The 22,133-nt window shown below is 58.3% G+C and carries 23 protein-coding genes; 5 read left to right on the top strand and 18 right to left on the bottom strand.

Features of this window, described 5'->3' with window-relative positions:
• Positions 1-81: 81 nt before the first annotated feature.
• Genes JJB09_RS04765 through ribH form a run of 3 tightly spaced genes read right to left on the bottom strand, consistent with a single transcriptional unit; the run spans position 82 to position 2,268 of the window.
• Positions 82-1,314, bottom strand: coding sequence for an MFS transporter (locus JJB09_RS04765; protein WP_201653866.1), 1,233 nt, complete (start codon positions 1,312-1,314; stop codon positions 82-84).
• 12 nt (positions 1,315-1,326) lie between these two features.
• The gene (nusB, locus tag JJB09_RS04760; protein WP_201653863.1) at positions 1,327-1,806 is read right to left on the bottom strand and encodes a transcription antitermination factor NusB; all 480 of its coding nucleotides are present in this window, start codon (positions 1,804-1,806) and stop codon (positions 1,327-1,329) included.
• Positions 1,807-1,809: 3 nt separating this feature from the next.
• Positions 1,810-2,268: a 6,7-dimethyl-8-ribityllumazine synthase gene (gene ribH / locus JJB09_RS04755; protein ID WP_201653860.1), complete on the bottom strand. Its 459-nt coding sequence runs from the start codon at positions 2,266-2,268 to the stop codon at positions 1,810-1,812.
• A 392-nt stretch (positions 2,269-2,660) separates the two neighbouring features.
• Between ribH and JJB09_RS04750 the strand changes: the two genes are divergently transcribed.
• Both JJB09_RS04750 and JJB09_RS04745 read left to right on the top strand, forming a co-directional pair.
• A complete protein-coding gene (locus JJB09_RS04750) occupies positions 2,661-3,086 on the top strand; it encodes a hypothetical protein (RefSeq protein WP_201653857.1) in 426 nt (141 codons plus the stop codon).
• 297 nt (positions 3,087-3,383) lie between these two features.
• Positions 3,384-3,722: a PilZ domain-containing protein gene (locus JJB09_RS04745; protein ID WP_201653854.1), complete on the top strand. Its 339-nt coding sequence runs from the start codon at positions 3,384-3,386 to the stop codon at positions 3,720-3,722.
• A 40-nt stretch (positions 3,723-3,762) separates the two neighbouring features.
• On the opposite strand, the gene JJB09_RS04740 is transcribed toward JJB09_RS04745, so the two are convergent.
• From JJB09_RS04740 to JJB09_RS04715, 6 genes are all read right to left on the bottom strand, one after another.
• Positions 3,763-4,368: a riboflavin synthase gene (locus JJB09_RS04740; RefSeq protein ID WP_201653851.1), complete on the bottom strand. Its 606-nt coding sequence runs from the start codon at positions 4,366-4,368 to the stop codon at positions 3,763-3,765.
• A gap of 12 nt (positions 4,369-4,380) precedes the next feature.
• On the bottom strand, positions 4,381-5,472 hold the full coding sequence (gene ribD, locus JJB09_RS04735; RefSeq protein ID WP_201654200.1) for a bifunctional diaminohydroxyphosphoribosylaminopyrimidine deaminase/5-amino-6-(5-phosphoribosylamino)uracil reductase RibD: 1,092 nt from the start codon (positions 5,470-5,472) through the stop codon (positions 4,381-4,383).
• Between the two features lie 64 nt (positions 5,473-5,536).
• A complete protein-coding gene (gene nrdR, locus JJB09_RS04730) occupies positions 5,537-6,016 on the bottom strand; it encodes a transcriptional regulator NrdR (protein WP_201653848.1) in 480 nt (159 codons plus the stop codon).
• 261 nt (positions 6,017-6,277) lie between these two features.
• Positions 6,278-6,544 (bottom strand): hypothetical protein, encoded by a 267-nt coding sequence (locus JJB09_RS04725; RefSeq protein ID WP_201653845.1) that lies wholly within the window; start codon positions 6,542-6,544, stop codon positions 6,278-6,280.
• A 194-nt stretch (positions 6,545-6,738) separates the two neighbouring features.
• On the bottom strand, positions 6,739-7,140 hold the full coding sequence (locus JJB09_RS04720; RefSeq protein ID WP_201653842.1) for a hypothetical protein: 402 nt from the start codon (positions 7,138-7,140) through the stop codon (positions 6,739-6,741).
• 96 nt (positions 7,141-7,236) lie between these two features.
• Positions 7,237-9,645: an arylsulfatase gene (locus JJB09_RS04715; RefSeq protein WP_201653839.1), complete on the bottom strand. Its 2,409-nt coding sequence runs from the start codon at positions 9,643-9,645 to the stop codon at positions 7,237-7,239.
• Between the two features lie 498 nt (positions 9,646-10,143).
• Here JJB09_RS04715 and JJB09_RS04710 point away from each other — a divergent pair, with 498 nt between their 5' ends.
• The 3 genes from JJB09_RS04710 (at position 10,144) to JJB09_RS04700 (ending at position 13,249) form a co-directional block, all read left to right on the top strand.
• Positions 10,144-10,497 (top strand): hypothetical protein, encoded by a 354-nt coding sequence (locus JJB09_RS04710; protein WP_201653836.1) that lies wholly within the window; start codon positions 10,144-10,146, stop codon positions 10,495-10,497.
• Between the two features lie 698 nt (positions 10,498-11,195).
• Positions 11,196-12,590, top strand: a complete 1,395-nt coding sequence (locus JJB09_RS04705) for a selenium-binding family protein (RefSeq protein WP_201653833.1) — start codon at positions 11,196-11,198, stop codon at positions 12,588-12,590.
• Positions 12,591-12,619: 29 nt separating this feature from the next.
• The gene (locus tag JJB09_RS04700; protein ID WP_201653830.1) at positions 12,620-13,249 is read left to right on the top strand and encodes a hypothetical protein; all 630 of its coding nucleotides are present in this window, start codon (positions 12,620-12,622) and stop codon (positions 13,247-13,249) included.
• 48 nt (positions 13,250-13,297) lie between these two features.
• On the opposite strand, the gene JJB09_RS04695 is transcribed toward JJB09_RS04700, so the two are convergent.
• The 9 genes from JJB09_RS04695 to JJB09_RS04655 form a co-directional block, all read right to left on the bottom strand.
• Positions 13,298-14,563: an adenylate/guanylate cyclase domain-containing protein gene (locus JJB09_RS04695; RefSeq protein WP_201653827.1), complete on the bottom strand. Its 1,266-nt coding sequence runs from the start codon at positions 14,561-14,563 to the stop codon at positions 13,298-13,300.
• 559 nt (positions 14,564-15,122) lie between these two features.
• A complete protein-coding gene (locus JJB09_RS04690) occupies positions 15,123-15,386 on the bottom strand; it encodes a hypothetical protein (RefSeq protein ID WP_201653824.1) in 264 nt (87 codons plus the stop codon).
• A gap of 140 nt (positions 15,387-15,526) precedes the next feature.
• Positions 15,527-16,012, bottom strand: coding sequence for a hypothetical protein (locus JJB09_RS04685; protein ID WP_201653821.1), 486 nt, complete (start codon positions 16,010-16,012; stop codon positions 15,527-15,529).
• 349 nt (positions 16,013-16,361) lie between these two features.
• Positions 16,362-16,841 (bottom strand): DUF992 domain-containing protein, encoded by a 480-nt coding sequence (locus JJB09_RS04680; protein ID WP_201653818.1) that lies wholly within the window; start codon positions 16,839-16,841, stop codon positions 16,362-16,364.
• 276 nt (positions 16,842-17,117) lie between these two features.
• Entirely contained in the window at positions 17,118-18,407 is a 1,290-nt protein-coding gene (gene glyA, locus JJB09_RS04675; protein WP_201653814.1) for a serine hydroxymethyltransferase, read from the bottom strand.
• Positions 18,408-18,650: 243 nt separating this feature from the next.
• The gene (locus JJB09_RS04670; RefSeq protein WP_201653811.1) at positions 18,651-19,952 is read right to left on the bottom strand and encodes a L,D-transpeptidase family protein; all 1,302 of its coding nucleotides are present in this window, start codon (positions 19,950-19,952) and stop codon (positions 18,651-18,653) included.
• Between the two features lie 246 nt (positions 19,953-20,198).
• Complete coding sequence (locus tag JJB09_RS04665) at positions 20,199-20,783, bottom strand: hypothetical protein (protein ID WP_201653808.1); 585 nt, start codon at positions 20,781-20,783, stop codon at positions 20,199-20,201.
• 206 nt (positions 20,784-20,989) lie between these two features.
• Positions 20,990-21,502, bottom strand: a complete 513-nt coding sequence (ldtR, locus tag JJB09_RS04660) for a transcriptional regulator LdtR (protein ID WP_201653805.1) — start codon at positions 21,500-21,502, stop codon at positions 20,990-20,992.
• A 166-nt stretch (positions 21,503-21,668) separates the two neighbouring features.
• On the bottom strand, positions 21,669-22,097 hold the full coding sequence (locus JJB09_RS04655; RefSeq protein ID WP_201653802.1) for a DUF6163 family protein: 429 nt from the start codon (positions 22,095-22,097) through the stop codon (positions 21,669-21,671).
• Between the last annotated feature and the right edge of the window lie 36 nt (positions 22,098-22,133).

Genomic DNA, 22,133 nt, shown 5'->3' with positions numbered 1-22,133 from the left:
GCGAGATTGATGGCTGTCCGGGGCAACGTCAAGCCTCCGAACCTGCATTGGAACTCAGTAATTGAAAATTGAAGTTGTAATTTAAACTGTTTTAGCGCGCATTTTCGACCGGGCCAAAAGAAACAGCAGAAGAAGCCCCACGATAGCCAGCGGCCAGACCGGGAGAATCATCGCATCCCAGCCGAATGCATTGAAGATCTGGCCCGATGCGAAAGATGCCAGGGCGACGGTGGTGAACAGGATTATGTCGTGAAAGCCCTGCACCTTGTCGGCTTCGTTTGGGCGATAGCTCTGGGCGATGATCGCGGTGCCGCCGATAAAACCGAAATTCCAGCCGGCCCCGAGAAGCACGAGAGCTGCCCAGAAATTCCAGAGCTCAATTCCCATATGCGCGATGACGGCGCAGAACATCAGGATCGCCAGGCCGAGCGCCACGATCACTTCGGCGCCGAAACGGGAAATCAACCGCCCCGTGAAAAAGCTTGGCCCATACATCGCCAGCACATGGAACTGTATGCCCAGTGTGGCCTGATCGGAGCTGAACCCACAACCGATGACCATGGCCAGCGGTGCGCCCGTCATCATGAATGTCATCAGCGCATAGGAAACGATGCCGCAATACATGCCAGTCAGGAAACGCTGGCTGGTGACGATCTCAGACAGTGGTCGCGCAGACTGATGGCTGCTCGCGCCAACTGAATTCAGTTCCGGCAGCTTGAGGAATGAAAGAACGATCGCCGCAATCACCCCCATCGGGGCAAAGGCGATGAAGGCCCCGGCGAACATGACGGGCTCGAAATAATCCTTGGTGAAGATGGCAATCTGCGGACCGAGCACGGCCGAAATGACGCCCCCGGCAAGAATCCACGAGATCGCGCTCCCCTTGTAATAAGAGGGAGAGGCATCGGCTGCGGCAAACCGGAATTTCTGGGTGAAGCCGCCAGCCACGCCGGTCAACAGCAATCCGGCGACAAGCAGCCAGAAATCGCTCTGAAAAATAGCCACCGCGGCAATCAGACCGCCGCACGACTCCAGAAGCGCACCAATGATGAAGCTCGGCTTGCGAGAGAGATACCGAGACAGGATCGCGACGAGGATGGTGCCGAGCGCGACACCGACATTGAAACCAGTCAGCGGCGCCGTTGCCAGCGACTTATCGGCATCCAGCATCTGATAGGCGGCCAGGCCGCCGACAGCAAACGCAATCGGCGGGGCGCTGCCCAGGATAGCCTGGGCAATCGCAAGCAGAGCGACGTTGCGCCGCGCCCGGCTGAGTCCCTTCTCAAGTCCATCCGCCTCGGCAACCGCTGTCATTATCGGCAGGCCCTACTTCTTGTTTCCGCGCAGCTTTCGGGCCACAGAATCCAGCACTGCGTTGACGAGTTTGGGCTCGTCCTCCTCGAAGAAGGCGCGCGCAATCTCGACATATTCCGTCACGATTACTGCCGTCGGGACGTCCTGCCGTTCGATGATCTCAAATACGCCGGCACGGAGGATCGCGCGGATCGTAGCGTCCAGCCGCGAAAGCGGCCAGCCCTCGATGAGGGAATCGGCGATGACGGGATCGAGCTTGCGCTGATCACGGACGACACCTGCAACGATCGACCGGAACCAGGATGGATCGGCTTTCAGGTACTGGTCGCCATCGATTTCCTGGCCGAGCCGGAAGTTTTCGTATTCGCTGACTATTTCCAGCACGCCCGTTCCCGACAGTTCCATCTGGTACAGGGCCTGCACCGCCGCAAGACGCGCAGCTCCACGCTGGTTTGCCTGTTTCGGTTCGGGTTTCTGTTCTTCGTTGGACATGGTTCAGGCGCCCAGCTTGTTTTTGAGCGCGATCATCGTCAGCGCCGCCTTGGCAGCAAAGCCGCCCTTGTCGAGTTCCGAGCGCTTTGCACGCCGCCAGCCCTGCTCGTCGTTTTCAACCGTCAGGATACCATTGCCGATAGCCAGGGATTCGCTGACAGCCAGGTCCATGAGCGCCCGTGAGGATTCATTGGCGACGATATCGAAATGATAGGTTTCGCCGCGGATCACCATGCCCAGCGCCACGAAGCCGTCATACTGTGTGCCATCTTCATCGGCGGCATCCAGAGCCATTGCGATGGCAGGAGGAATTTCCAGCGCGCCCATCACGGTGACGACATCATAGGTCGCACCCGCTGCCTTGAGTGCCTCGGATGCACCTTCCAGCATGGCGTCGGCGAAGTCATCATAAAACCGTGCTTCGACGATCAGCAGGTGCGGCTTGGATTTCTCGTTCGACATTTTATCCTCGGGAAAGCAGTAGGGGCCGAAAAGCGGCATTTTGGCCGGTCAAACCACGGACGGGCGGCATTGGCAAGAAGTTTTTGTCTGTATCGACGGCCGCCACGCCCCGCGCGTCTCTTGAACCCAAGCCAGCAGCCACCCCGCAAAACCCGGCAAGCCCCTTGAAATCTGCTCGGTACCTTTCCTGCATGTCCGCAAACGGGAGAACAGGCTTGCCGACCGCGACAACCAAGGGGTATTCGAACATTAACTATTATTAATATTTATCAGCATCTTACGCCATCGAAACCGCCATTTTGTCGTTTTAAGCTTTTTCCGGCCGCGACAGAGATCCCTATTCTGATCCCCGCCGTAGGCGATGGCTCAACGCTCGTGAAAGGAGTTTCGCCATGAATAGCCTCCTCAAGACCAGCCTTCTCGCCACCATCGTCATTTCCTCTTTTGTCAGCCCCGGCTTCGCCGCCGGCATTTCCGCGACTGGCGGGCACCCGCAGGTAACGGAAGCCAAACATGGTACTCCGGCCAACCTCGTCTCGTTCGATGCCAGTGCGACGCGCAGGGCAGAGCAACTGATCGCCCACTGGAAAGGCACGCCCTTCCAAGTCCAGCAGATCGGCCAGATTGAAGACGATCTCAGCAGAGAAACCTTGCAGGACCGGCAGCGCAGCGAGCCGAACCAGGTCGCAGACCTGCAGGCAGCCATACGGCACAACCATCCACTGCTGCAAAAGCTTCGGAATGAAAATGTTGAAATCAACAACATCGTCGGGGCAGACGCCGCAATGGACGGGCAATTGACACTTTACGTCGAATAGCCCGGCCGGTTGAGAGGGCTACCCTGAGGTAGCCTTCTCAACCAATCAAGTGCCAGGGTCCAGCTAGACAGACACCTGAGGTGCGCGGCGTGCATCCTACCCAAAATCCATCAATATATATTCAAAATACACTTACATTAATTTGAAAAATACCGCTCCTACTCACCAGCACACAAATACGACTTAACACACGAACTACTTCTTAGGTTAGCGGCACATCTACATAGCTTTTAACTGCGGATTAACATGCGCATGATATATGACTAATATTGAAGACCGGAATACAGGAGCAATGTCATGCTGCATACCGTGAAGCAGGTGCCGTTCCGTACTGACGAGCGCTCGAAAGTTCGCATCTTCGGTGTTGTCAAGGTCATGAACGAGACGTCGCGTGCACGAGTCGTCGATATCTCTGCTTCCGGGATGGCGCTCGATCTCGAAACTCCGATCAAGGTGACGCCCAGTCAGATCATCACATTCGAAAGTGAAGAACTCGGTCGCCTTAGCGGCGTCGTCCGCTGGTGTCGCGACAGTCGCATTGGCATCGAGTACAAGCTGACAACCACAGCGCTCGCGCAGATCTCGGCTTACTTCCGTTTCTTTCATGAGGAAGTGAAGCCAGTACTGCGCGGCTAGTGGCGACCGATAGCAATCGACAGCAGGCGCTGGAACGACCTTAACGGAACTCCGCCAGGCGTGCGGCGTAGCGCGCCATCGTATCCACCTCGAGATTGACCTTGGCGCCAGGTTTCCGCAGCCCCCACGTTGTCACTTCCTGGGTATGGCGGATGATCAGCACGTCGAAATCGGCGCCATCAACCTTGTTGACGGTCAAAGACGTGCCATCCAGTGCCACCGAGCCCTTGGGCGCAATGAACCTGGCGTAGTCGGCGGGCGCGCGCAGCGTGAAGCGGGTGGCATCGCCCTCCTCTTTTACCGCGACGATTTCGGCCATGCTGTCTATGTGACCCGAAACGATGTGGCCGCCGAGTTCATCGCCGATCTTCAGAGCGCGCTCGAGGTTGAGCCTGTCGCCCTCTGCCCACGAACCGGCAGTCGTCAGGCGCAGCGCCTCCTCCCAGGCTTCGACCTCATGCCATCGGCTGTTATCGCCGTCGGCAGGAAGCGCTGTCACCGTCAGGCAGACGCCGGCATGCGAAATCGATGCGCCGATGGCGATCGTCGCGGGATCGTAATTCGTGGCGACCCGCAGCCGAATGCCCTCGTTGAGGGGGGTGATCTTTTCGATGGTGCCGATATCGGTGACGATGCCTGTGAACATGTTCCTGCCCTGCTAATGCCCTTTGCTGGCATGGATATAGTCGCTCATCTGGTCTGCGCCAAGCCGTTCGCGGCGGCGTAGCACGAATCCATCCGGAACGGTCTGTTCGGTGATCGGCGACTTAATCCCGCCAGTACCGACAGTTACAGGCGACGAAAACAGCGCGATCCGGTCAACGACCCCTTCGGAAAGGAATCGGCCAGCGGTTTTCGCGCCACCTTCGACGATGAGCGACGAGATGCCACGTTCACCAAGAATGTTCAGCAGTTTGCCGACATCGTCGCTGATCTCGATGACTTCGGCGCCGGCCCCTTCGAGTGCGGCTTTCTTTTCCGAATCCGCATCCGGCCCGCCAACGACCAGAAGACCGTGACAAACAGCAATTGTTCCGACCAGCTTCGACGCAAGGGGCAATTCCAGCCGCCGGTCCAGCACGATCCTGAGCGGCGAGCGCATCTCCATGCCCGGTAGCCGGCAGGTCAGTTCGGGATCATCGGCAAGCACGGTACCGATACCCACCAGGATAGCGTCGCTTTCAGCGCGCAGCACATGGGATTGGGCGCGGGCCTCACGGCCAGTGATCGCCACCTGGCCCTCGCCGAGACGACCGACCATCCCATCGGCGGAAACAGCAAGTTTCAGAATCACTTGCGGCCGTTTGCTCCGCTGGCGATTCAAGTAGGATTCAAGTTGAGATTCAGCTTCATCTGCCAGCACGCCTGACTGCACTGCGATACCTGCATCGGCCAACATGCGCAGCCCCCTACCCGATACCCTTTCGTCGGGATCCGTCAGCGCGACCACGACGCGCGCCACACCGCTAGCGATCAGGGCCTCGGCACAGGGTGGGGTCTTGCCATGATGGGAACAGGGTTCAAGTGTCACGTAGGCCGTAGCGCCACGGGCCGCCTCTCCTGCTTCCGCCAACGCCTGCGGCTCGGCGTGCGGGCGGCCTGAAAGTGCAGTAACACCGCGGCCGACAATAATCCCGTCCTTGACTATGATACAGCCGACGGATGGATTTGACGCGGTCTGCCCCAGATGCCAGCGCGACAGCCTTATGGCGGCGGCCATGAAACGTACGTCTTCATCCCGGTCAGCCATGGCTGCTGCTCGCTTCTGCATGTCGCTATCCCCAAGCCGTTAGACACTTTGGGATGGCATGCATTTATCTGTCCTCGCCGGGATCGCGGGCGATCTTGGCCGAAATCTGGGTGATCGCGGCGGAGAAATCTTCGATATGGGTGAAGTCGCGATAGACGGATGCGTAACGGACGAACGCCACATCATCGAGGCCCTTCAGCGCTTCCAGAACCTGCAGGCCGATATCCTCCGAGGAAATCTCGGTCTCGCCGGAGCTTTCGAGCCGGCGGATGATACCCGACACGGCGCGCTCGATACGGTCGCGATCGATTGGCCGCTTGCGCAGCGCGATATCGAAGGAACGCACGAGCTTTTCGCGATCGAACAGCACCTTGCGGCCGGATTTCTTGACCACTGTCAGTTCGCGAAGTTGCACCCGTTCGAATGTGGTGAAGCGGCCGCCGCAATCCGGGCAAATCCGGCGCCGGCGGATGGACGAGCCGTCTTCCGCTGGTCGCGAATCCTTGACCTGCGTATCTTCGGAATTACAAAACGGGCAACGCATGGCTAACCTTGTATGCTGAAAGCGAAATCACTCGACCGATGCAATACCGTCCAAGGGAGCGCGGGACAAGGGGAAAGGTGAGGTCGTATCGGGGCATGGCTGCTTCGCGCAGGAGGCCGAAGGCGCGCGAGTTCGCCTGCACCGCTCGCTTCATGGGCCAACGGCGATGCTCCATCTGAACCTGGTGTTTTCCAGAATGATCGAAACTGCTCTGCAATCGGCCACCAATTCTTGCGAAACCGTATTGCCGAGCAATCAAGCTCACGATTCGACAAGGATCACGATAGACTCCGGCACCACACCATCATATTCCATCGCGTCAGCAGCTGCCTTGCTTTGCAGCGCCTGCTTGACGGTGTCCATGTCTGGCACATCCATGAGAACGGCAGCCCGTGTCGGGTCCTGTCCATCGACGAATGTTCGAATGTTGGTCACGCCAAGGGCGCCAAAAAACTCTTTGCGCTTTGGCGATTTGAGCCAGTGGTCCGCGCCCTTTGTGATGTTGTGGTAGGCAACAATTGTCGGCATTGTATCCTCCCTCTTGTGATGTGGAAGTCCGACTGCGACGAGGCGTGCCAAAATCCATCCACGTCGCTTCACGGAACGCCCTATAACCCGGACTGTCAAGCAGCGTGTCAGGGGCAGAATTATTTGGGAGTACGCCCGCTCCCATTGGCGTGCACAGGCGTCCCTCGGAGTGGGATTGATTACTCAAGGAACCACTACGGCTCGGTGTCTCGCGCCCGCCAGGTAACGAGCAAGCACCACAGAGAAGTCGCTGCGTGATAGAGCACCGCAGGCCACAGCAGGATGCCGGTCATCGCCAGAGCGACAGCGGAATAGGCCAAGAGGACCGTGGCCAAGCAATTGTAGAGCGTCACTCCGACGAGGAGCCGCAAAGTGCCTTGCCCGCCGTTGTCGTTTCGCGCACCCCAGCTTGCCGTGGCAACAGCGAGCAGCGCGGCGCCGCAGATCCGCCCGATCACCAGGATTTCCGGAGTTTCAAGCCTTTTGCCAAACAGCAGAGCGAACAGGATCGACGGCACCACGAGAAGTCCTAGTCCCGTCGCACCTTCTGCGATCGCGAACAGGGATAGAAGCGAGCGTCGATAAGCAGTGTTCATGGCGAAACATTCCCGTACCCCAACCAACGCCGCCTACGAGTGATTGCGGCGTTGGACGCCTATCCAACGGGCCGCATATGCCAGGCCCTTCGTCCATCAAGGCTGCGGCCTAAGCTCTATCTTCAAGCTGCTCAGCTTGCCATTGAAGGGGAACGGCGTCTGGTAGTCGTTGTCGTCGACACCGGTTCCCGTGTCCGAGCCGACATCAAAGGTTTCACTCGCTTCGAGAGCAAAGGGGATGGTGTGAGGGAAGGTCCCGCTTGCCGCCTTGGTGCCGTCAATGGTGATTGTGCCCTTCCCACCCTTGCCGAGGCCCGGCCCATCAGACTCGAAGGTGAAGACGATATTGTGTCTTCCGGGCGTCAATGCAGCCGAACCCTCCACCCTTGGCCGGGCAAGGTCCAGTAGGTCATAGACAAAGACTGGCTTGCCCTTGAGCAGGTAGAAGCCCCATCCCCCGAAGCGCCCGCCCGCGGTCACAAGCATGCCGTCGCCGCCGCCAGCAGGCACTTCGACATCGGCAGTGATTGTGAAGGACTTATTGAGGATGCTCGGCGCCGTCCCAAGGGGCACGCCGACGATGGGTTTCGTGTAGATGAAGTTATCGCGTCCGGCGACGATGCTGGGTCGCGGGAGGATGAAGCGGGTCAAGGCCGAGGCGTCCAGCGGCAAAACTTGATACTTTGCGGCCTCAACCCAGAACAAATCCTGCAACTCTTTCAGCTTTTCGGGATTGGCGGCTACCACATTGTTGTTTTGCGTCCAGTCCTTGGACAGGTCGAACAACTCCCAGGTCACGCCGTTGACGATGTCTTTTGGAACCGGAGCCGTACCGTTCCAAGGTTCCCGATAGGGCATTGTGGAGGCTATCCAACCATCGTGATAGATCGCGCGATTGCCGAACATCTCGAAATATTGGGTCGAATGCGTCGATGGCGCATCGGCGTTTGCCTTGTCGAACGTGTAGGCCAGGCTCACGCCTTCGATAGGCGTCTGGGTGATCCCGTTGACCGTCTCGGGGGCACGGATACCCGTCACCTCCAAGATCGTCGGGACAATGTCGATGACATGATGGAACTGGTTGCGCACGCCACCGGGATCGTTGATATGGCCCGGCCATGCGATGGCCATTCCGTTGCGAATGCCCCCAAAATAGGAGGCGACCTGCTTGGTCCACTTAAACGGCGTGTCGAAAGCCCAGGCCCAGCCGACCGCATAATGCGGATAGGTTTGCGCTGAACCCCAGGCGTCGTAGAATTTGAGCTGGTCCGGGACGGGCACGTCGACGCCGTTAAAGAAGGTCATCTCGTTTGGCGTTCCAGCCGGGGAGCCTTCAGCGCTGGCGCCATTGTCGCCACTGATAAAGATAATCAGCGTGTTGTCGAGTTTGCCCATGTCCTCGACTGCTTTGACGACCCGGCCGATTTCACTGTCGGTATAGGCGAGGTACGCTCCATAGATATCAGCCTGGCGGATGAAGAGCTTCTTCTCATCTGCCGAAAGTGCGTCCCACGGCTTGAGATCCTTTTCTGGCCAGGGTGTGAGTTGCGCATCCTGAGGGACTACGCCAAGCCTTTTCTGGTTAGCAAAGATTTGGTCACGCAGCGCATTCCATCCCTTGTCGAAGAGATGCATGTCGCTGATCTTTTTGATCCACTCGGGGGTCGGGTGATGAGGCGCATGCGTGCCGCCCGGTGCATAGTAGAGAAAGAAAGGCTTCTTGGGATCGAGCTGGTTGATCTGGTTGAGATAGCTGATGGCATCGTCCGCCATATCCGTTGTCAGGTTGTAGGTAGGGTTGTTCAGATAGGGATAGACGCGCGTGGTATTGCGGTAGAGATCCGGTTGCCACTGATTGGTCTCTCCGCTGACAAAGCCGTAGAAATACTCAAATCCCATTCCGATGGGCCATTGATCGAAGGGACCTACCTGACTGGTTTGGAAAGATGGTGTGTTATGATCCTTGCCGAACCACGACGTTGCATAGCCATTTGCCTTGAGGATCGTGCCGATCGTATCTTTGTCCGCGGTTATGACACTGTCGTAGCCTGGATAGCCGGTCGAGGCCTCACTGATCACGCCGAAGCCGACCGAGTGATGATTGCGGCCCGTGATGAGGGCGGCGCGCGTGGGTGAACACAGGGATGTCGTATGGAAGTTGGTGTAGCGCAGCCCCATGCTGGCAATCCGGTCGAGTGTTGGCGTGGGAATGACGCCGCCGAAAGTGCTCGGGGCTGCAAATCCGACGTCATCCGTCAAGATCAACAGGACATTGGGCGCACCCTTGGGCGGCACAACTTGCGGCTGCCAGAATGGCGTCGACTGAAGCGCGTCGAGGTTAATCGCGCCACCGAACCGCCTTGGCGGCGGCGGGATCTGTCGGCCATCGATCGTGGTCGTCGCACTCGGTGTGCCGAGCGTTCCATTGATGACTTGAGCTGTCGCCTCCGTACCGCCAATGGAAAAGAGCGTGAGCGCAGTGCCCACCAGAGCTGCAATTTTCATGACCACACCTCCCCTTCACGCGCATTTTGTAACGCCACTGTTGAGAGCTTCCTCCTACAATTGCACTTTAGCAATGCCTAACTGATGTTTTTCAGAGCAGGAAGTGTAAGCCTATTGGTTTTGGCGTGAATCAAAAGGTGTATGGCATGATCTCTCTGTTTTTTGGGTGCCCACCAACTATGGCGGAAGGCGGCAACAGGCGCGAAGCGCCTCGTAGAGTGACAAATTCTTGAATTCAACTTGGTACATACCAGCCACTTGAGGATAATCTTACGGTTCCAGGATCGAATTTTTGTATCCACTTTGGGCCGCCAGAAATGGAGTTACCCTTGCTCCGCGCACCGATCTCAAATGGGCGGGTTGCCGCCGCCACAACCATCGCAAATTTAAGCTGAATCCTGTTGATACTGGAACTTTGCCATTCAGCCAACGTTCACTTAGGGAAGACTAATATACGCACATCGGAACGCGTTTCACTCTATAATCAGGAGTGTTCCTATGAAGAAGCTGATGATCGCGGCAATTGCCGCAATATTTGCAGCAACATCGTTCATCTCCGTGGCTGAAGCACGAGGCGGTGGTTACCGGTGGCATCATGGCGGCCATGGCTGGCACCATGGTGGCTGGGGTCACGGCCACGGCTGGCATGGTCACCATCATGGCCACTATCATGGGGGCTGGTATGGTGGCTGGTACGGTGGCTGGTGGGGTCCCGGCATCGTCATTGCGCCGGGTTACGCCGGCTACAACGGCTATTACGAAGACTATAACGATTATTGCTTCGTCAAGAAGGTGCGACGCTATGATCACAATGGACACGCCTATATTAAGCGTGTCCGCGTCTGCCGCTAGAGGACAACAAAAAGCCCGGTCTTGAGCCGGGCTTTCCGCATGCACTATGCGGATTTGCAAGGCCCTCCGTCCAGCGGGCGTTTCCATGCGGCGTCGCCGCAATCGATAGTCAGTTTATTGTCCTCGTTGCCGAATTTGATGTGGGACCGGTCGTCACCGTAGCCTAACGCGTTGTTGTCAAAAGGTTTCGCACGAGAGGGGTATGGGAAGAAGCCGCTACGAAAAAGTGACTGTCCAAACCTGCTGATATCTGAGACAATTACCTTGGGCGGATTGCTTCCACGGCTCACTCAGCCGTAGAGGACGGTCTCTAATCTGTATTTCGTTGAAGCACCCTTGATCCTGCCCCATCCGCAGCGATGAGTAGGCGTTTGCAGGTATTTAGAGCGGGTTGCGCTCAATTGTATTCAATTCTGTTGGCCCAATCCGGCCCGGTCCGCCAAGAGAGCGGTGCGTGGTCTAGCCTAAGCATAGGGCTGAACCGTTCGACACAGCAGTCGATCGGTTTCGGCCCCTGAGGACGACGCGAATTTTCGCCATCATCAACGGCTTTTGCCCCGGCCATAGGTCTATGTGCGACGTTCTGCAAAAGCCTTGATGCTGATTGACGTTCCCCGTCGTCAACCAATCCAGTTGGGCGAACCCGCTCTTGCGAACATCACTCATTGTTCAGCAAACGCGAGCCAGGAGCACGTCACATGGTAACGTGGAAACCCGATCCAAGCTTCTATCCGTCACCGAGAATGGCCATGAAGGCAGCGCCGGAGGCGCTTGCCTACGTCGCTGCCTTCGATCCGGCGCGAACGGTTCCTGATGAACTGGCTGTTGTCGATGTCGATCCCAAGTCGGCCTCCTATGGTCAGATCGTCAAATCCGTGGCCATGCCCAATGTTGGGGACGAGTTGCACCATTTCGGCTGGAATGCCTGTTCATCCTGCCTTTGCCCCAATGCGCCGCACCCGCATGCGGAGCGCCGTTATCTGGTCGTGCCGGGGCTGAGATCCTCGCGCATCCATATCATCGATACCAAGCCAGACGGCCGGAATCCAACCATCGTCAAGGTCATCGAACCCGGCGAAGTCGCCGAACGAGCGGGGTATTCCAGGCCGCATACCATTCACTGCGGGCCGGAGGGGATCTATGTCGCAGCGCTTGGCAACGCCGAGGGCAAAGGACCTGGCGGCGTGTTCCTCATGGACCACGAGACGTTCGAGGTGCGAGGCCAGTGGGAAATGGATCGCGGGCCGCAGCACCTTTCCTATGACGTCTGGTGGCATCTCGGCCACGATACGCTCATCACCAGCGAGTGGGGAACGCCGGATACTATCGAAAACGGCCTGGTCCCGGAAATCCTGCTCGGCGCGAAATATGGCCGCCGCCTGCATTTCTGGGATCTGCACAAGCGCAAGCACCTGCAGACCATCGATTTCGGCGACAAGTATCAACTCGTGTTCGAGCTTCGCCCGGCGCACGACCCGACCAAGGCCTATGGTTTTGTCAACTGCGTCCTCAGTCTCGAGGATCTTTCCTCCTCGATATGGGTCTGGCACCGCGACGGTGAGAAGTGGGCGGTGACAAAGGTGATCGACATTCCCGCGGAACCCGCCGATCCGGACCTGCTGCCGCCGATGCTCAAGGGCTTCAAAGCCGTGCCGCCTCTTGTCACCGATATCGACCTGTCGATGGACGACAAGTTTCTCTATGTGTCCTGCTGGGGAACCGGCGACCTGCATCAATACGATGTCTCCGATCCGTTCAAGCCCAAGCTGACGGGCAAGGTCCGGATCGGCGGCATCGTTTCGCGTGCTTCGCATCCGGGCGCGAAGAACGGCGCACTGAATGGCGGCCCGCAGATGGTCGAGATCAGTCGCGACGGCCGCCGCGTCTATTTCACCAATTCGCTCTATGGCGCGATCGACGAGCAGTTCTATCCCGAGGGCGTTTCCGGCTGGATGGTGAAGCTTGATGCGGGGCCGGACGGCGGCATTGCCTTCGACGAAAAGTTCTTCGTCGAATGGCCAAAGTCGCATCGACCGCACCAGATTCGCCTGCAGGGCGGAGATTGCTCGTCAGATTCATATTGCTATCCGTAAGGCACGAAAAGTAGCCGGACGAGGCACCCATGAACGAACTCTGGCCCTGGATGCTGTTGGCGGGACTGGGTGCCTTTCACGGCCTCAATCCAGCTATGGGATGGCTGTTTGCCGTGGCGCTGGGTGTGCACCGGCAGAGTGCTGCTGCGGTGGTTCAGGCGGTACCCGCGATTGCTCTCGGGCACGCCGCGTCCATCGCACTGGTGGCCGGAGCTCTGGTTGCGGCCAACCTTTACGTGGACCAGGATGCCCTGCGCACGGCCACCGGGGTAGGCCTCATTGGTTGGGCTCTCTGGCACAGCCTCTTTGGTCACCGGCGGCGCGTTCGCATCGGCATGCGCACGGGCCTTGCCGGCCTGACGCTCTGGTCGTTCCTGATGGCAACAGCCCATGGTGCCGGTCTCATGGTCCTGCCGGCGTTGATGCCCCTATGTATCGCGGATTCGCCATTGGGGACGGTCGGCGGGAATGGCTCTGCGGCCATGACATTTGCAGCGGTCGGTGTGCATACGCTGGCGATGTTGACGGCCACCAGCCTCGTTGCCTTGGCGGTCTATCGCTGGGTCGGCCTTGAAATACTACGCAGCGCCTGGATCAACGTGGATCTCGTATGGACGCTGGTACTGGTGGGCACCGGCGCCGGGCTGCTGATCGTGTAGCTACGAGGTAAATGCGTGCGGCGCCGCTGGGAATAGCAATCCACATATTCAGTGCAGGGACCAGGGGGCCGAAGTACCGGCAAGGGTGCTCCTTAGACGCTCGTTCGCTTCCACACCTGCCGCATCTGCCGAGTATTCGGGTTTCAGCCGATCGAGGAAATACATCGTCATCTTGCCCTTGCTTCTCACCTCAAGGGAACCACGCGGCGTGCAATCGAAATAACTCTTTACGTGTTGAAAAGTGCTTTCGGAAATATTCACATGGTCCGCTTCGTCGGTGCTTTCCATTCGCGATGCAATGTTCACTGCGTCGCCCCAAACGTCATAGCTGAATTTCTTCCGGCCCACCACGCCGGACATCATGCTGCCGCTGTGCAGGCCGACGCGGAGGTGCCAGGGCCGCTGCCCGATCGCGGCCAGGCGCCGGTCTGAGGCAGCGACAAAGCGCCTCATCTCGAGAGCGGCAAGGCAACTGCGGACCGCGTGGTCCTTGCGGCCCTGCATCAGGCCGCCGGCGCACATGTAGGAATCTCCCATGGTCTTCAGCTTTTCCAACCCATGCCGCGCGACAATATTGTCGAACTCGGAGAAGTACATATCGAGGTCATCGACCAACTCGCGAGGGGAGAGTTCCGCTGCGGATTTGGTGAAGTCGACGAAATCCGTGAAGAGTATCGTCGCGGAAGGATGGTGGCGAGGCTCGACCGAGCCCTTCTCAGTCAATTCCGCGGCTATATTGCGTGGCAGTATGTTGAGGAGCAGGCTGTCAGAGCGCTGCTTCTCGGCGGCCAGTTCTTCCTGAGAGCGCACAAGCTGGGCGATCTTCAGGCGCAGTTCGAGTTGGGCGGTGGTTTGGCGCGCTATGCGTCGGATGCCCTCGGCAGCCTCGAACGTCAGCTCGCGCGGCGTGATGTCCATGATGCAGAGCGTTCCCAGCGCCCGGCCGCCTGAGTCTATCAGCGGCATGCCGGCATAGAAGCGGAGGAAAGGTTCCGTTGCGATGAATGGCATCGCCCTGAAGCGGTCATCGGCGTGGGTGTCGGAGACAACAAGCAAGTCGCTGCGGCAAACCGCGTGGCTGCAGCAGACGCCGCCGCGAGGGACTTCCTCGAGATCGGGAGGAACACCGTGACGGGATTTGAGCCATATCTTGGTGTCGCCTACGATGTTGACGATCGCGATCGGGACATTGGCAATCGAGGCGGCGAGATCGGTGAGGTCGTCGAATCCGGATTCGGGGCCGGTGCCGTATACTTGATACGCCTGTACCGCGGCCAGGCGTTCAACTTCGTTCTCGGGTACGGGAAAGTCCATGCCGGCGCTCCCATTGCACGAAGGCCAAAAGGCACCGACCCGTCAGATCAGGCCTGCTCCGGTCTTTTCAATCGAAGGATCGACCTTTTTGCGGCCCTACGCTGCCTAGCTGCCTTACCGTTCATCCTAAGCCCGCTGATAGAGGAATCCTACTCCAACTACGCCAGTTGAGCAACGGCGCTGGGCGGAAAGCGAGATGTCAGGAGTATCGATGCGCGCCTTGCCAGCGGTTTCAAGGCCTCGAGCATGACGTTGCACACAAACGGTGCCAGTGCCGTCGTTCCAAGTCCATTCAACCGCCACAGAGTGAAGAGCAGAGCTGCCGCTGGCTGCAATCAGGCATCCAACGACTGCTACTCTCTTCGGTCAATGCAGCCTCTCGTTCGCGAACAGTATGTGATCCGGTGCATTCAGTTGGGTATCAAAACCCCAGGATGACCCATCAACATGTAAGCAACCAAGAAGAAGCATGCCAAAAGCACGATCGCGGCAATGACGGACTTGATCGTGGCTGTTGTTGTGGGGAGCTGAAAGATCATCGGTTTACACCCTATCTCGGCTAGGTTGTTTCCACGTCTTTCAATCGCGATGCCTCCAGTTCCTTTGGGTCGACGCTGAGATACTGCTCGGCATGTCCCAAGACGCCTATCGCCGGGATATGTAGCATCGTGGCCGAGCGTCGATAGGCGATGAAAGGGAGGCCCGGAATTTCCTCCTCGTCAGTGATGACGCGATAAGTGCCAGGCGCAAGCGGCTGAACCAGTGGAGAAAGCTGAAACGGGTGTCTAAAGGTGATCTGTGTCTCTGTGGTGCGGTCGGACATGATTGCTCACGAGGAGTTCGAGGTGGATTTTTTGGACGAAGGTACGGGTTTGGCGAAAGTCGAAACAACAGGCTGCTTTGCAGGCTTTGCCACTTTCGGCTTGCGGGCCTCCTTGTTTCCTTTGTTCTTTTCCTTGGACATCAATGTTCTCCACTGAATGATGGTGTGTTGATAGTTCGCAATGCTCGCTCGGCCTCCTGCTCGGTCAGGCCTTGCATGTTCCAGGTTCCGTATTGTGCCGGAAGCCCCGAAAAGACGTGATAGATCGTCCAGGAGCCGTCTTGCTCTGTCCGCTTGCCGAATAGATACGAAGCCCAGTCGCTTGTACGGCCAAGGCTGTCGCCCTCATGTTCCCAGCCGACATTATCGGATCTACTATCGCGCATCACAGCATCGGGAAGGCACGACGCATCCAGCACATCGAGCCGCTCTTCGAGACTGGCGACGAGTTCCGCTTCAGAGGTAATTCCTTCCTCGAAGGCATCGACGAGAAATCGCCCGAACCGCATTCTTCTCTCCAGATGCCAGGCGGTATCGATGTTGAATATGCCGGCAGTATCGAGTACCCGGCCAAGCATTTGCAGATTGAGCGATGTGAGATGCGGCAGAAACACGACGGAAGACATTTCGTCCTCCTTTCGCTTGGGGCTAAGGTTTTCAACCCTATAAAAGCAGCGCCCGCTTCAATTGCTGCCGACAATCGACCATGCGCCACAACTAGGTCGCAAGCAAGGCGGAACTGGAGGATTGTGCGAGACGGTCACGATAGGCATCGCCAAGGTTACGACATCGGTCGATCAGCCAGATTAATTTGCCGGTCGTACGCGGCAGCGGTCGTTGTCGGTACCTTCCTTCGCGATCTCCTGCCCCGTGTGCCGTTGGCACGAATACAGGGGCGACAGAACAAGCGCGCATGCTATACGGCGATAGATCCTGACCACAACCGTCACCGCCTCTCTTCTCTGGCGGCAGAGATCAGTCGGCCACGAAATCCAGCGTGACGGTTCGGACACCTGCCGCGATGTTGACGCCAACCTCGCCCTCCACCGAAAGCGGCTGCAAGATGAAGCCCTTGCCCGTGCCTCCAATCAGCGCATTGGCGCCGACTCCCAGCCCGAGCGCCGCATCCGCCTCGACGCCGCCATAATGACCAGCGAGCGCGCCAGGTTGCATGTCGGTCAAGGCGGCTGCAAAGACTCCCCAGATCATATGGCCTTCCTTAACCTCGCCCAGCTCGATACCAACATCCGTGATCTTGCCTGTATAGAGTACCGTCTGCCCGCTGACCGGCCGGAACTCGCAAGTCATCTTCTGCTTTTCGATGATGATCAGGCCAATGCCCTTGGACATGTCGCAGACGAGCATTCCGAGATTGACGGACTTGGCCGCGAGTGCATCGCCGCTGTTCACCAGAAGGCTCGCGAGTACTGTGGCAATCGAGAGAAGGCGTTTCATGATGTCGTCTCCTTTGCTTGAGAAGCGAATATTCACGATCCCGTTGGAATCTACTACTCCAACAAAACCCGACACGGTGCGAGGCTACCAAGTGAGGTGGATCCAGGTAAGTAACGTAACGGTAACATTGAACGTGAAAGCAATGTTCGCGTGTATCGCAGGGCGCGCCTCGCACCAGTCTGCCTTTCGTCTCCCCAGACCGTCCAGCTCCCGAAAACGAAAAACCCTCCCCGTTTCCGGAGAGGGTTGCAAACTTCGGCGCTAAGCCGATCAGTCTTACATATAGCCGTACATCGGGAAGCGGCCGGTCAGGGCAACGACCTTCTCGCGAACCTTGGCTTCGACGCCGGCATTGCCTTCGTCGGAGTTGGCTTCACGCAGGCCGTCAAGCACTTCGACGATCAGGTTGCCGATTTCGGCAAATTCGGCTTCCTTGAAGCCGCGGGTCGTGCCGGCCGGCGTGCCGAGGCGGACGCCCGAGGTCACGAACGGCTTTTCCGGATCGAAGGGAATGCCGTTCTTGTTGCAGGTGATGTAGGCGCGGCCGAGTGCGGTTTCGGCGCGCTTGCCGGTGGCGTTCTTCTTGCGCAGGTCGACCAGCATAAGGTGGTTGTCGGTGCCGCCGGAGACGACGTCGAGGCCGTTCTTCTTCAGCGATTCCGCCAGCGCCTTGGCGTTCTTGACGATCTGGGCCGCATATTCCTTGAACGACGGCTGCAGGGCTTCGCCCAGCGCCACGGCCTTGGCGGCGATGACATGCATCAGCGGGCCGCCCTGGAGCCCCGGGAAGACGGCCGAGTTGAACTTCTTTGCCAGATCCTCGTCATTGGTGAGGATCATGCCGCCGCGCGGGCCACGCAGCGACTTGTGTGTCGTGGTGGTGGCAACATGGCAATGCGGGAACGGCGACGGATGCTGGCCACCGGCTACGAGACCGGCAATGTGGGCCATGTCGACCATCAGGTAGGCGCCAACCGAGTCGGCGATCTCGCGGAAGCGCTTCCAGTCCCAGATACGGGAATAGGCGGTGCCGCCGGCGATGATCAGCTTCGGCTTGGTCTGCTCGGCCTTCTTGGCCACTTCGTCCATGTCGAGCAGGTGGTCTTCTTCACGCACACCGTAGGAAACAACGTTGAACCACTTGCCGGACATGTTGACCGGCGAACCGTGCGTCAGGTGACCGCCCGAGTTGAGGTCGAGGCCCATGAAGGTGTCGCCGGGCTGCAGAAGCGCCAGAAACACCGCCTGGTTCATCTGCGAACCGGAATTCGGCTGGACGTTGGCGAAGTTGACGCCGAACAGCTTCTTGGCGCGTTCGATCGCCAGTTCCTCGGCGATATCGACATACTGGCAGCCGCCATAGTAGCGCTTGCCCGGATAACCCTCGGCATATTTGTTGGTCATGATCGAGCCCTGCGCTTCGAGCACGGCGCGGGAGACGATGTTTTCCGAAGCGATCAACTCGATCTCATGGCGCTGACGACCGAGTTCCTTCTCGATGGAACCGAAAATCTCCGGATCGGCGTCGGCAAGCGTGCGGGTGAAAAAGGCTTCGGTCGCGCTCATTGTCTGTCTCGTCTCTCTTAGGAATGGATGACCAAACTGTCGAACTGCGTATTAGCGACTGACGGTGGTCAGGGCAAGACGATTTGCGCCGACAAATGTGGCGCTTGCGGCGCGATGTACAGTCGCACTTCGATTGTTGGGGACGTTCAGCGTTCCGGCCATAAAAACCGGCTTGGCCGGCGGCATAAAAAAACCGCCCGGGATGATTTCCGGGCGGTATGAGGCACACGATAAAAGACGGCGTCAGTTGGCGACTGCAGGCTCCTGATTGAGACCCGTCTGCAGAGCCAGCTCCTGCGCGCCATCCATCTGATAGATGTCGTCGCGGAACTGCACGACCCGGTCCTTGGCCGACCAGGCGGTGATGTATTTGAAATATACCGGCACCTCGACCGCAAGCTTGACCGGGTTGTTCTTGCCTGTCCTGATTGCCGCTTCCATCTGCTGGCGGGACCAGCCCGGCGTATCACGCAACAGCCATGTGGTGAGGTCGCGGACGTTCTGAACGCGTACGCAACCCGAAGATTCGAACCGCACCAGCTTGTTGAACAGGCCCTGCTGCGGCGTGTCGTGCATGTAGACAGCATGGGTGTTGTGGAAGTTGATCTTGGTCGAGGCCATAGCGTTGATCTTGCCCGGATCCTGGCGGAACATCAGGTTTGGCGCCGTGCCGTTCCAATCGATCGTCTTCGGGTCGACCTCGTTGCCCTTGCCATCGATCAGCCGAATCGAGTTCTTCTCGAGATAGCTCGGATCCTTGCGCATCAGCGGCATGATGTCCTTCTCGACGATCGAGCGCGGCGACGTCCAGTAAGGATTGATGATGACTTCGTAGATCTTGGAATCGAGGATCGGCGACGGGCGCGAAATGCGTCCGACGATTGCGGTGTGGCGTTGGACGACGCGATTGTTTTCGACTGCCTCGATATAGGCCGCCGGGATGTTGACCATCACATAGCGCTGTCCGAGATCGGTGGTGATCGCCTCGACGCGTGTCAGATTGGTGCGCAGCTGGGCGAGACGAACATCGGCCGGGATGTTCATGGCCTTGAGCGTGTACTGGCCCAGGACGCCGTCAAGCGGCAGGCCGTGACGGGCCTGGAAACGCTTGACCGCCTCTTCGACCAGAGAATCGTAGGAATTCGAAAGGCCCGCCGACTTGGCCAGGTCGCCCGACACCATCAGGCGCTCGCGAAGCTGGCGGACAGCCGGATCGATGACGCCGATCTTCAGCTTCACAGTAGTGTTGACCTGGGGCCAGCCGCCATTGGCGACGATCGACTCATAGTCGTAGATCGCCTGCTGCAGGTTTGCGGCCGCACCCGGGCCGAAAATCGGATTGTTGGAAAGCACGGCAGCAGCGGTGCGCGAAGCTTTGGCATCGAACTGGTCGTCCCAGTTGCCGCGGCGCGGCGCGTTGATGATGTCGTCGATCCCGATCTCCTGGGTCAAGGCAGGACCGGCAACGGCCGCCGCGCCAAACAGCGCAGCCGAGCGCAAGAAACCGCGACGGGAGAAAGAAGAGTGAGAATCATTGTCCGACATGCATGCTGCCTTCCGAATAGTCCGGGGAAACCTTAAACGACTCCCACCTATCATGATCGTGGTTAACGAATGGGGAAGTTCCGGCTCCTTCTGCATCGCGGCAAATGCTGCCGCAACACAATATGGACCTGTCGGCCAGCCCTACCCCACTCGCCGCACCGGTTGTGGCGGGGATGTCACATTAATGTGGCCGATTTGTGCCTGATCGAAACAGCAACGATGCGGAACGGCTGCCAAGCCGGATATCTATTTCACCACTCGAAACTGGCTGTAATCCTTGTAGTCGGCGAGACGTTGGTAATGTTTCGCAAACCATTTCGAGATCAATTCAGCCTGCTCGATCGAATCGAGCCACACGTCGGCTCCGTCACCGCCCCTGGGAAGAGTGCGACCGGCAAATATCTCGTTGAGTGTATCCATGGTGGTGATCGCACTCAACACGTAGAAGGTTGCGTCCTTCTCCGTCACGAAGGCGAGCGCGCTGGTTTCCAGCGTGGCTGGCCTATCCGCCTGATACTGACTGAAGCGTATCAGATAGTTGCCCTGTGACAACGTTTTCGCCTGAAGCACCAGTCGGCCGGGCGTGCCGTCTTCGAAGGCAAGGATATAACTGAAGCCGTTGGCCCGCGGCTGGCTAACCAGCGTCGCAAACGGCTTGTAGGAATTCTTGTCGCGATCGAACACTTCGAGCCGAAATGTCCCTGATTTAGGGAACCCCTCGACCGGATCGCCCACGCCCATCGGGTCGGCAAGGAGGGTATCCGACTGGATGGCACAGGACGCGCACCAGATAACGGCCAGCAACGTGGCGAGGATTTTCAAAAGCTTCACGTTCGATCTCCCATGGGCAACGTTCGCTCCAAGCGGGAGCGATGCGTCGATCTTGGATAAGGACGTTCCACGCGATGAATTCAATAGTGGCGCGCTATGGCGCCAACACCAAAACAGCCATAACGGCGCGTCTTCTCACGCTCCGCTATGGCTGTTCAAAACGCCGCATGACTGGAGGAAATGCGTGTCTGTCCGGCTGTGCTCGATCAGAGGCGATAGGCGATGCTATCGTTCCAGAAACGGTCGAGGCGCTGCAGCAGCTTGTTCATCTGGCTGAATTCGCCTTCGCCGATGCCGCCGACCTTGTGGATCGAGCCGACGTGGCGCTGGTAGAGTTTTGCTACCGTCTCGGCGACGTCCTGGCCCTTGTCGGTCAGCGAAATACGGACCGAACGGCGGTCGATGCGCGAACGGGCATGATTGATGAACCCGAGATCGACCAGTTTCTTGACGTTGTAGGAAACGTTCGAGCCCATGTAGTAGCCACGCGAGCGAAGTTCGCCTGCGGTCAGCTCCGACGAGCCGATGTTGAAGAGCAGCAGCGCCTGGACGGCATTGATGTCGTCGCGGCCCGAGCGGTCGAACTCGTCCTTGATCACATCGAGCAGGCGGCGGTGTAGGCGCTCGACAAGATGGACGGATTCGAGATAGAGATTGTGGATGATCTGTTCTTGCGGATCGATGGCCGCCGGGGCCTGTGCCTTGAGCTTCGTGTTCATTTTCTGCCTCACTGTTTGCCCGACGGTTCTTGTTTTTGTGATCCCGTCTTGTGAGTTCAAAACTAGCAACGACCTATAAAATTCTACTTAAATCATAGGATTAACGGGCGGTTACCCGGAAAGAACGAATTGGCATGGTAAATGTTCTGTTGCGATACACACTTTGTTAACCGCTGGCCGAGGCTGACTTTTGCGGCCACAGGAAGATGATGCTCAGTCTCAAAACCGCATAGATCACCACCGTGGCTGCGATCAGAATTATCTTGATGCCGTCTGTTCCGAAGACCTCCGGCATGACCTGATGCATGACGATTTCCATGACCGCGGCCGCGGACCACATGACCGGCCCCCACGGGCCCTTGAGCCAGAGACCGATTGCCGCGACCGGATAAAGCACGGCAAGTGCAGCAGACGCAGCCATCCTGTCGGTGCTCAACAGATCAAAACGCATCACACCTTCATGAGAGTAGCCGATCAGGTCGCCCCACAGGCGAACTGCATAGAACAGGCAGCCGAGCGCCACCAGCCTCAGGAATACAGCCATCAGGATTTGTGGCAGGAAGGGTTTTGGTGGGGGCATGGGAAGATCGGTCATGGGCGCTATCTAACCGAACATCCCGGCAAAAACCAG

The organism is Phytoamicus setariae, from assembly GCF_016722925.1.
Taxonomy (GTDB): Bacteria; Pseudomonadota; Alphaproteobacteria; order Rhizobiales; family Rhizobiaceae; genus Rhizobium_E; species Rhizobium_E setariae.
This window is presented reverse-complemented; position numbering and strand designations above follow the sequence as displayed.

Coding starts and splice junctions, on each gene's coding strand:
- JJB09_RS04750 (WP_201653857.1), top strand. CDS start 2,661: ATGAATAGCCTCCTCAAGACCAGCCTTCTCGCCACCATCGTCATTTCC.
- JJB09_RS04740 (WP_201653851.1), bottom strand. CDS start 4,368: ATGTTCACAGGCATCGTCACCGATATCGGCACCATCGAAAAGATCACC.
- ribD (WP_201654200.1), bottom strand. CDS start 5,472: ATGGCTGACCGGGATGAAGACGTACGTTTCATGGCCGCCGCCATAAGG.
- nusB (WP_201653863.1), bottom strand. CDS start 1,806: ATGTCCAACGAAGAACAGAAACCCGAACCGAAACAGGCAAACCAGCGT.
- JJB09_RS04725 (WP_201653845.1), bottom strand. CDS start 6,544: ATGCCGACAATTGTTGCCTACCACAACATCACAAAGGGCGCGGACCAC.
- JJB09_RS04685 (WP_201653821.1), bottom strand. CDS start 16,012: ATGTCTTCCGTCGTGTTTCTGCCGCATCTCACATCGCTCAATCTGCAA.
- glyA (WP_201653814.1), bottom strand. CDS start 18,407: ATGAGCGCGACCGAAGCCTTTTTCACCCGCACGCTTGCCGACGCCGAT.
- JJB09_RS04670 (WP_201653811.1), bottom strand. CDS start 19,952: ATGTCGGACAATGATTCTCACTCTTCTTTCTCCCGTCGCGGTTTCTTG.
- JJB09_RS04765 (WP_201653866.1), bottom strand. CDS start 1,314: ATGACAGCGGTTGCCGAGGCGGATGGACTTGAGAAGGGACTCAGCCGG.
- JJB09_RS04700 (WP_201653830.1), top strand. CDS start 12,620: ATGAACGAACTCTGGCCCTGGATGCTGTTGGCGGGACTGGGTGCCTTT.
- nrdR (WP_201653848.1), bottom strand. CDS start 6,016: ATGCGTTGCCCGTTTTGTAATTCCGAAGATACGCAGGTCAAGGATTCG.
- JJB09_RS04695 (WP_201653827.1), bottom strand. CDS start 14,563: ATGGACTTTCCCGTACCCGAGAACGAAGTTGAACGCCTGGCCGCGGTA.
- JJB09_RS04745 (WP_201653854.1), top strand. CDS start 3,384: ATGCTGCATACCGTGAAGCAGGTGCCGTTCCGTACTGACGAGCGCTCG.
- ribH (WP_201653860.1), bottom strand. CDS start 2,268: ATGTCGAACGAGAAATCCAAGCCGCACCTGCTGATCGTCGAAGCACGG.
- JJB09_RS04680 (WP_201653818.1), bottom strand. CDS start 16,841: ATGAAACGCCTTCTCTCGATTGCCACAGTACTCGCGAGCCTTCTGGTG.
- JJB09_RS04705 (WP_201653833.1), top strand. CDS start 11,196: ATGGTAACGTGGAAACCCGATCCAAGCTTCTATCCGTCACCGAGAATG.
- JJB09_RS04710 (WP_201653836.1), top strand. CDS start 10,144: ATGAAGAAGCTGATGATCGCGGCAATTGCCGCAATATTTGCAGCAACA.
- ldtR (WP_201653805.1), bottom strand. CDS start 21,502: ATGAACACGAAGCTCAAGGCACAGGCCCCGGCGGCCATCGATCCGCAA.
- JJB09_RS04715 (WP_201653839.1), bottom strand. CDS start 9,645: ATGAAAATTGCAGCTCTGGTGGGCACTGCGCTCACGCTCTTTTCCATT.
- JJB09_RS04690 (WP_201653824.1), bottom strand. CDS start 15,386: ATGTCCGACCGCACCACAGAGACACAGATCACCTTTAGACACCCGTTT.
- JJB09_RS04720 (WP_201653842.1), bottom strand. CDS start 7,140: ATGAACACTGCTTATCGACGCTCGCTTCTATCCCTGTTCGCGATCGCA.
- JJB09_RS04655 (WP_201653802.1), bottom strand. CDS start 22,097: ATGACCGATCTTCCCATGCCCCCACCAAAACCCTTCCTGCCACAAATC.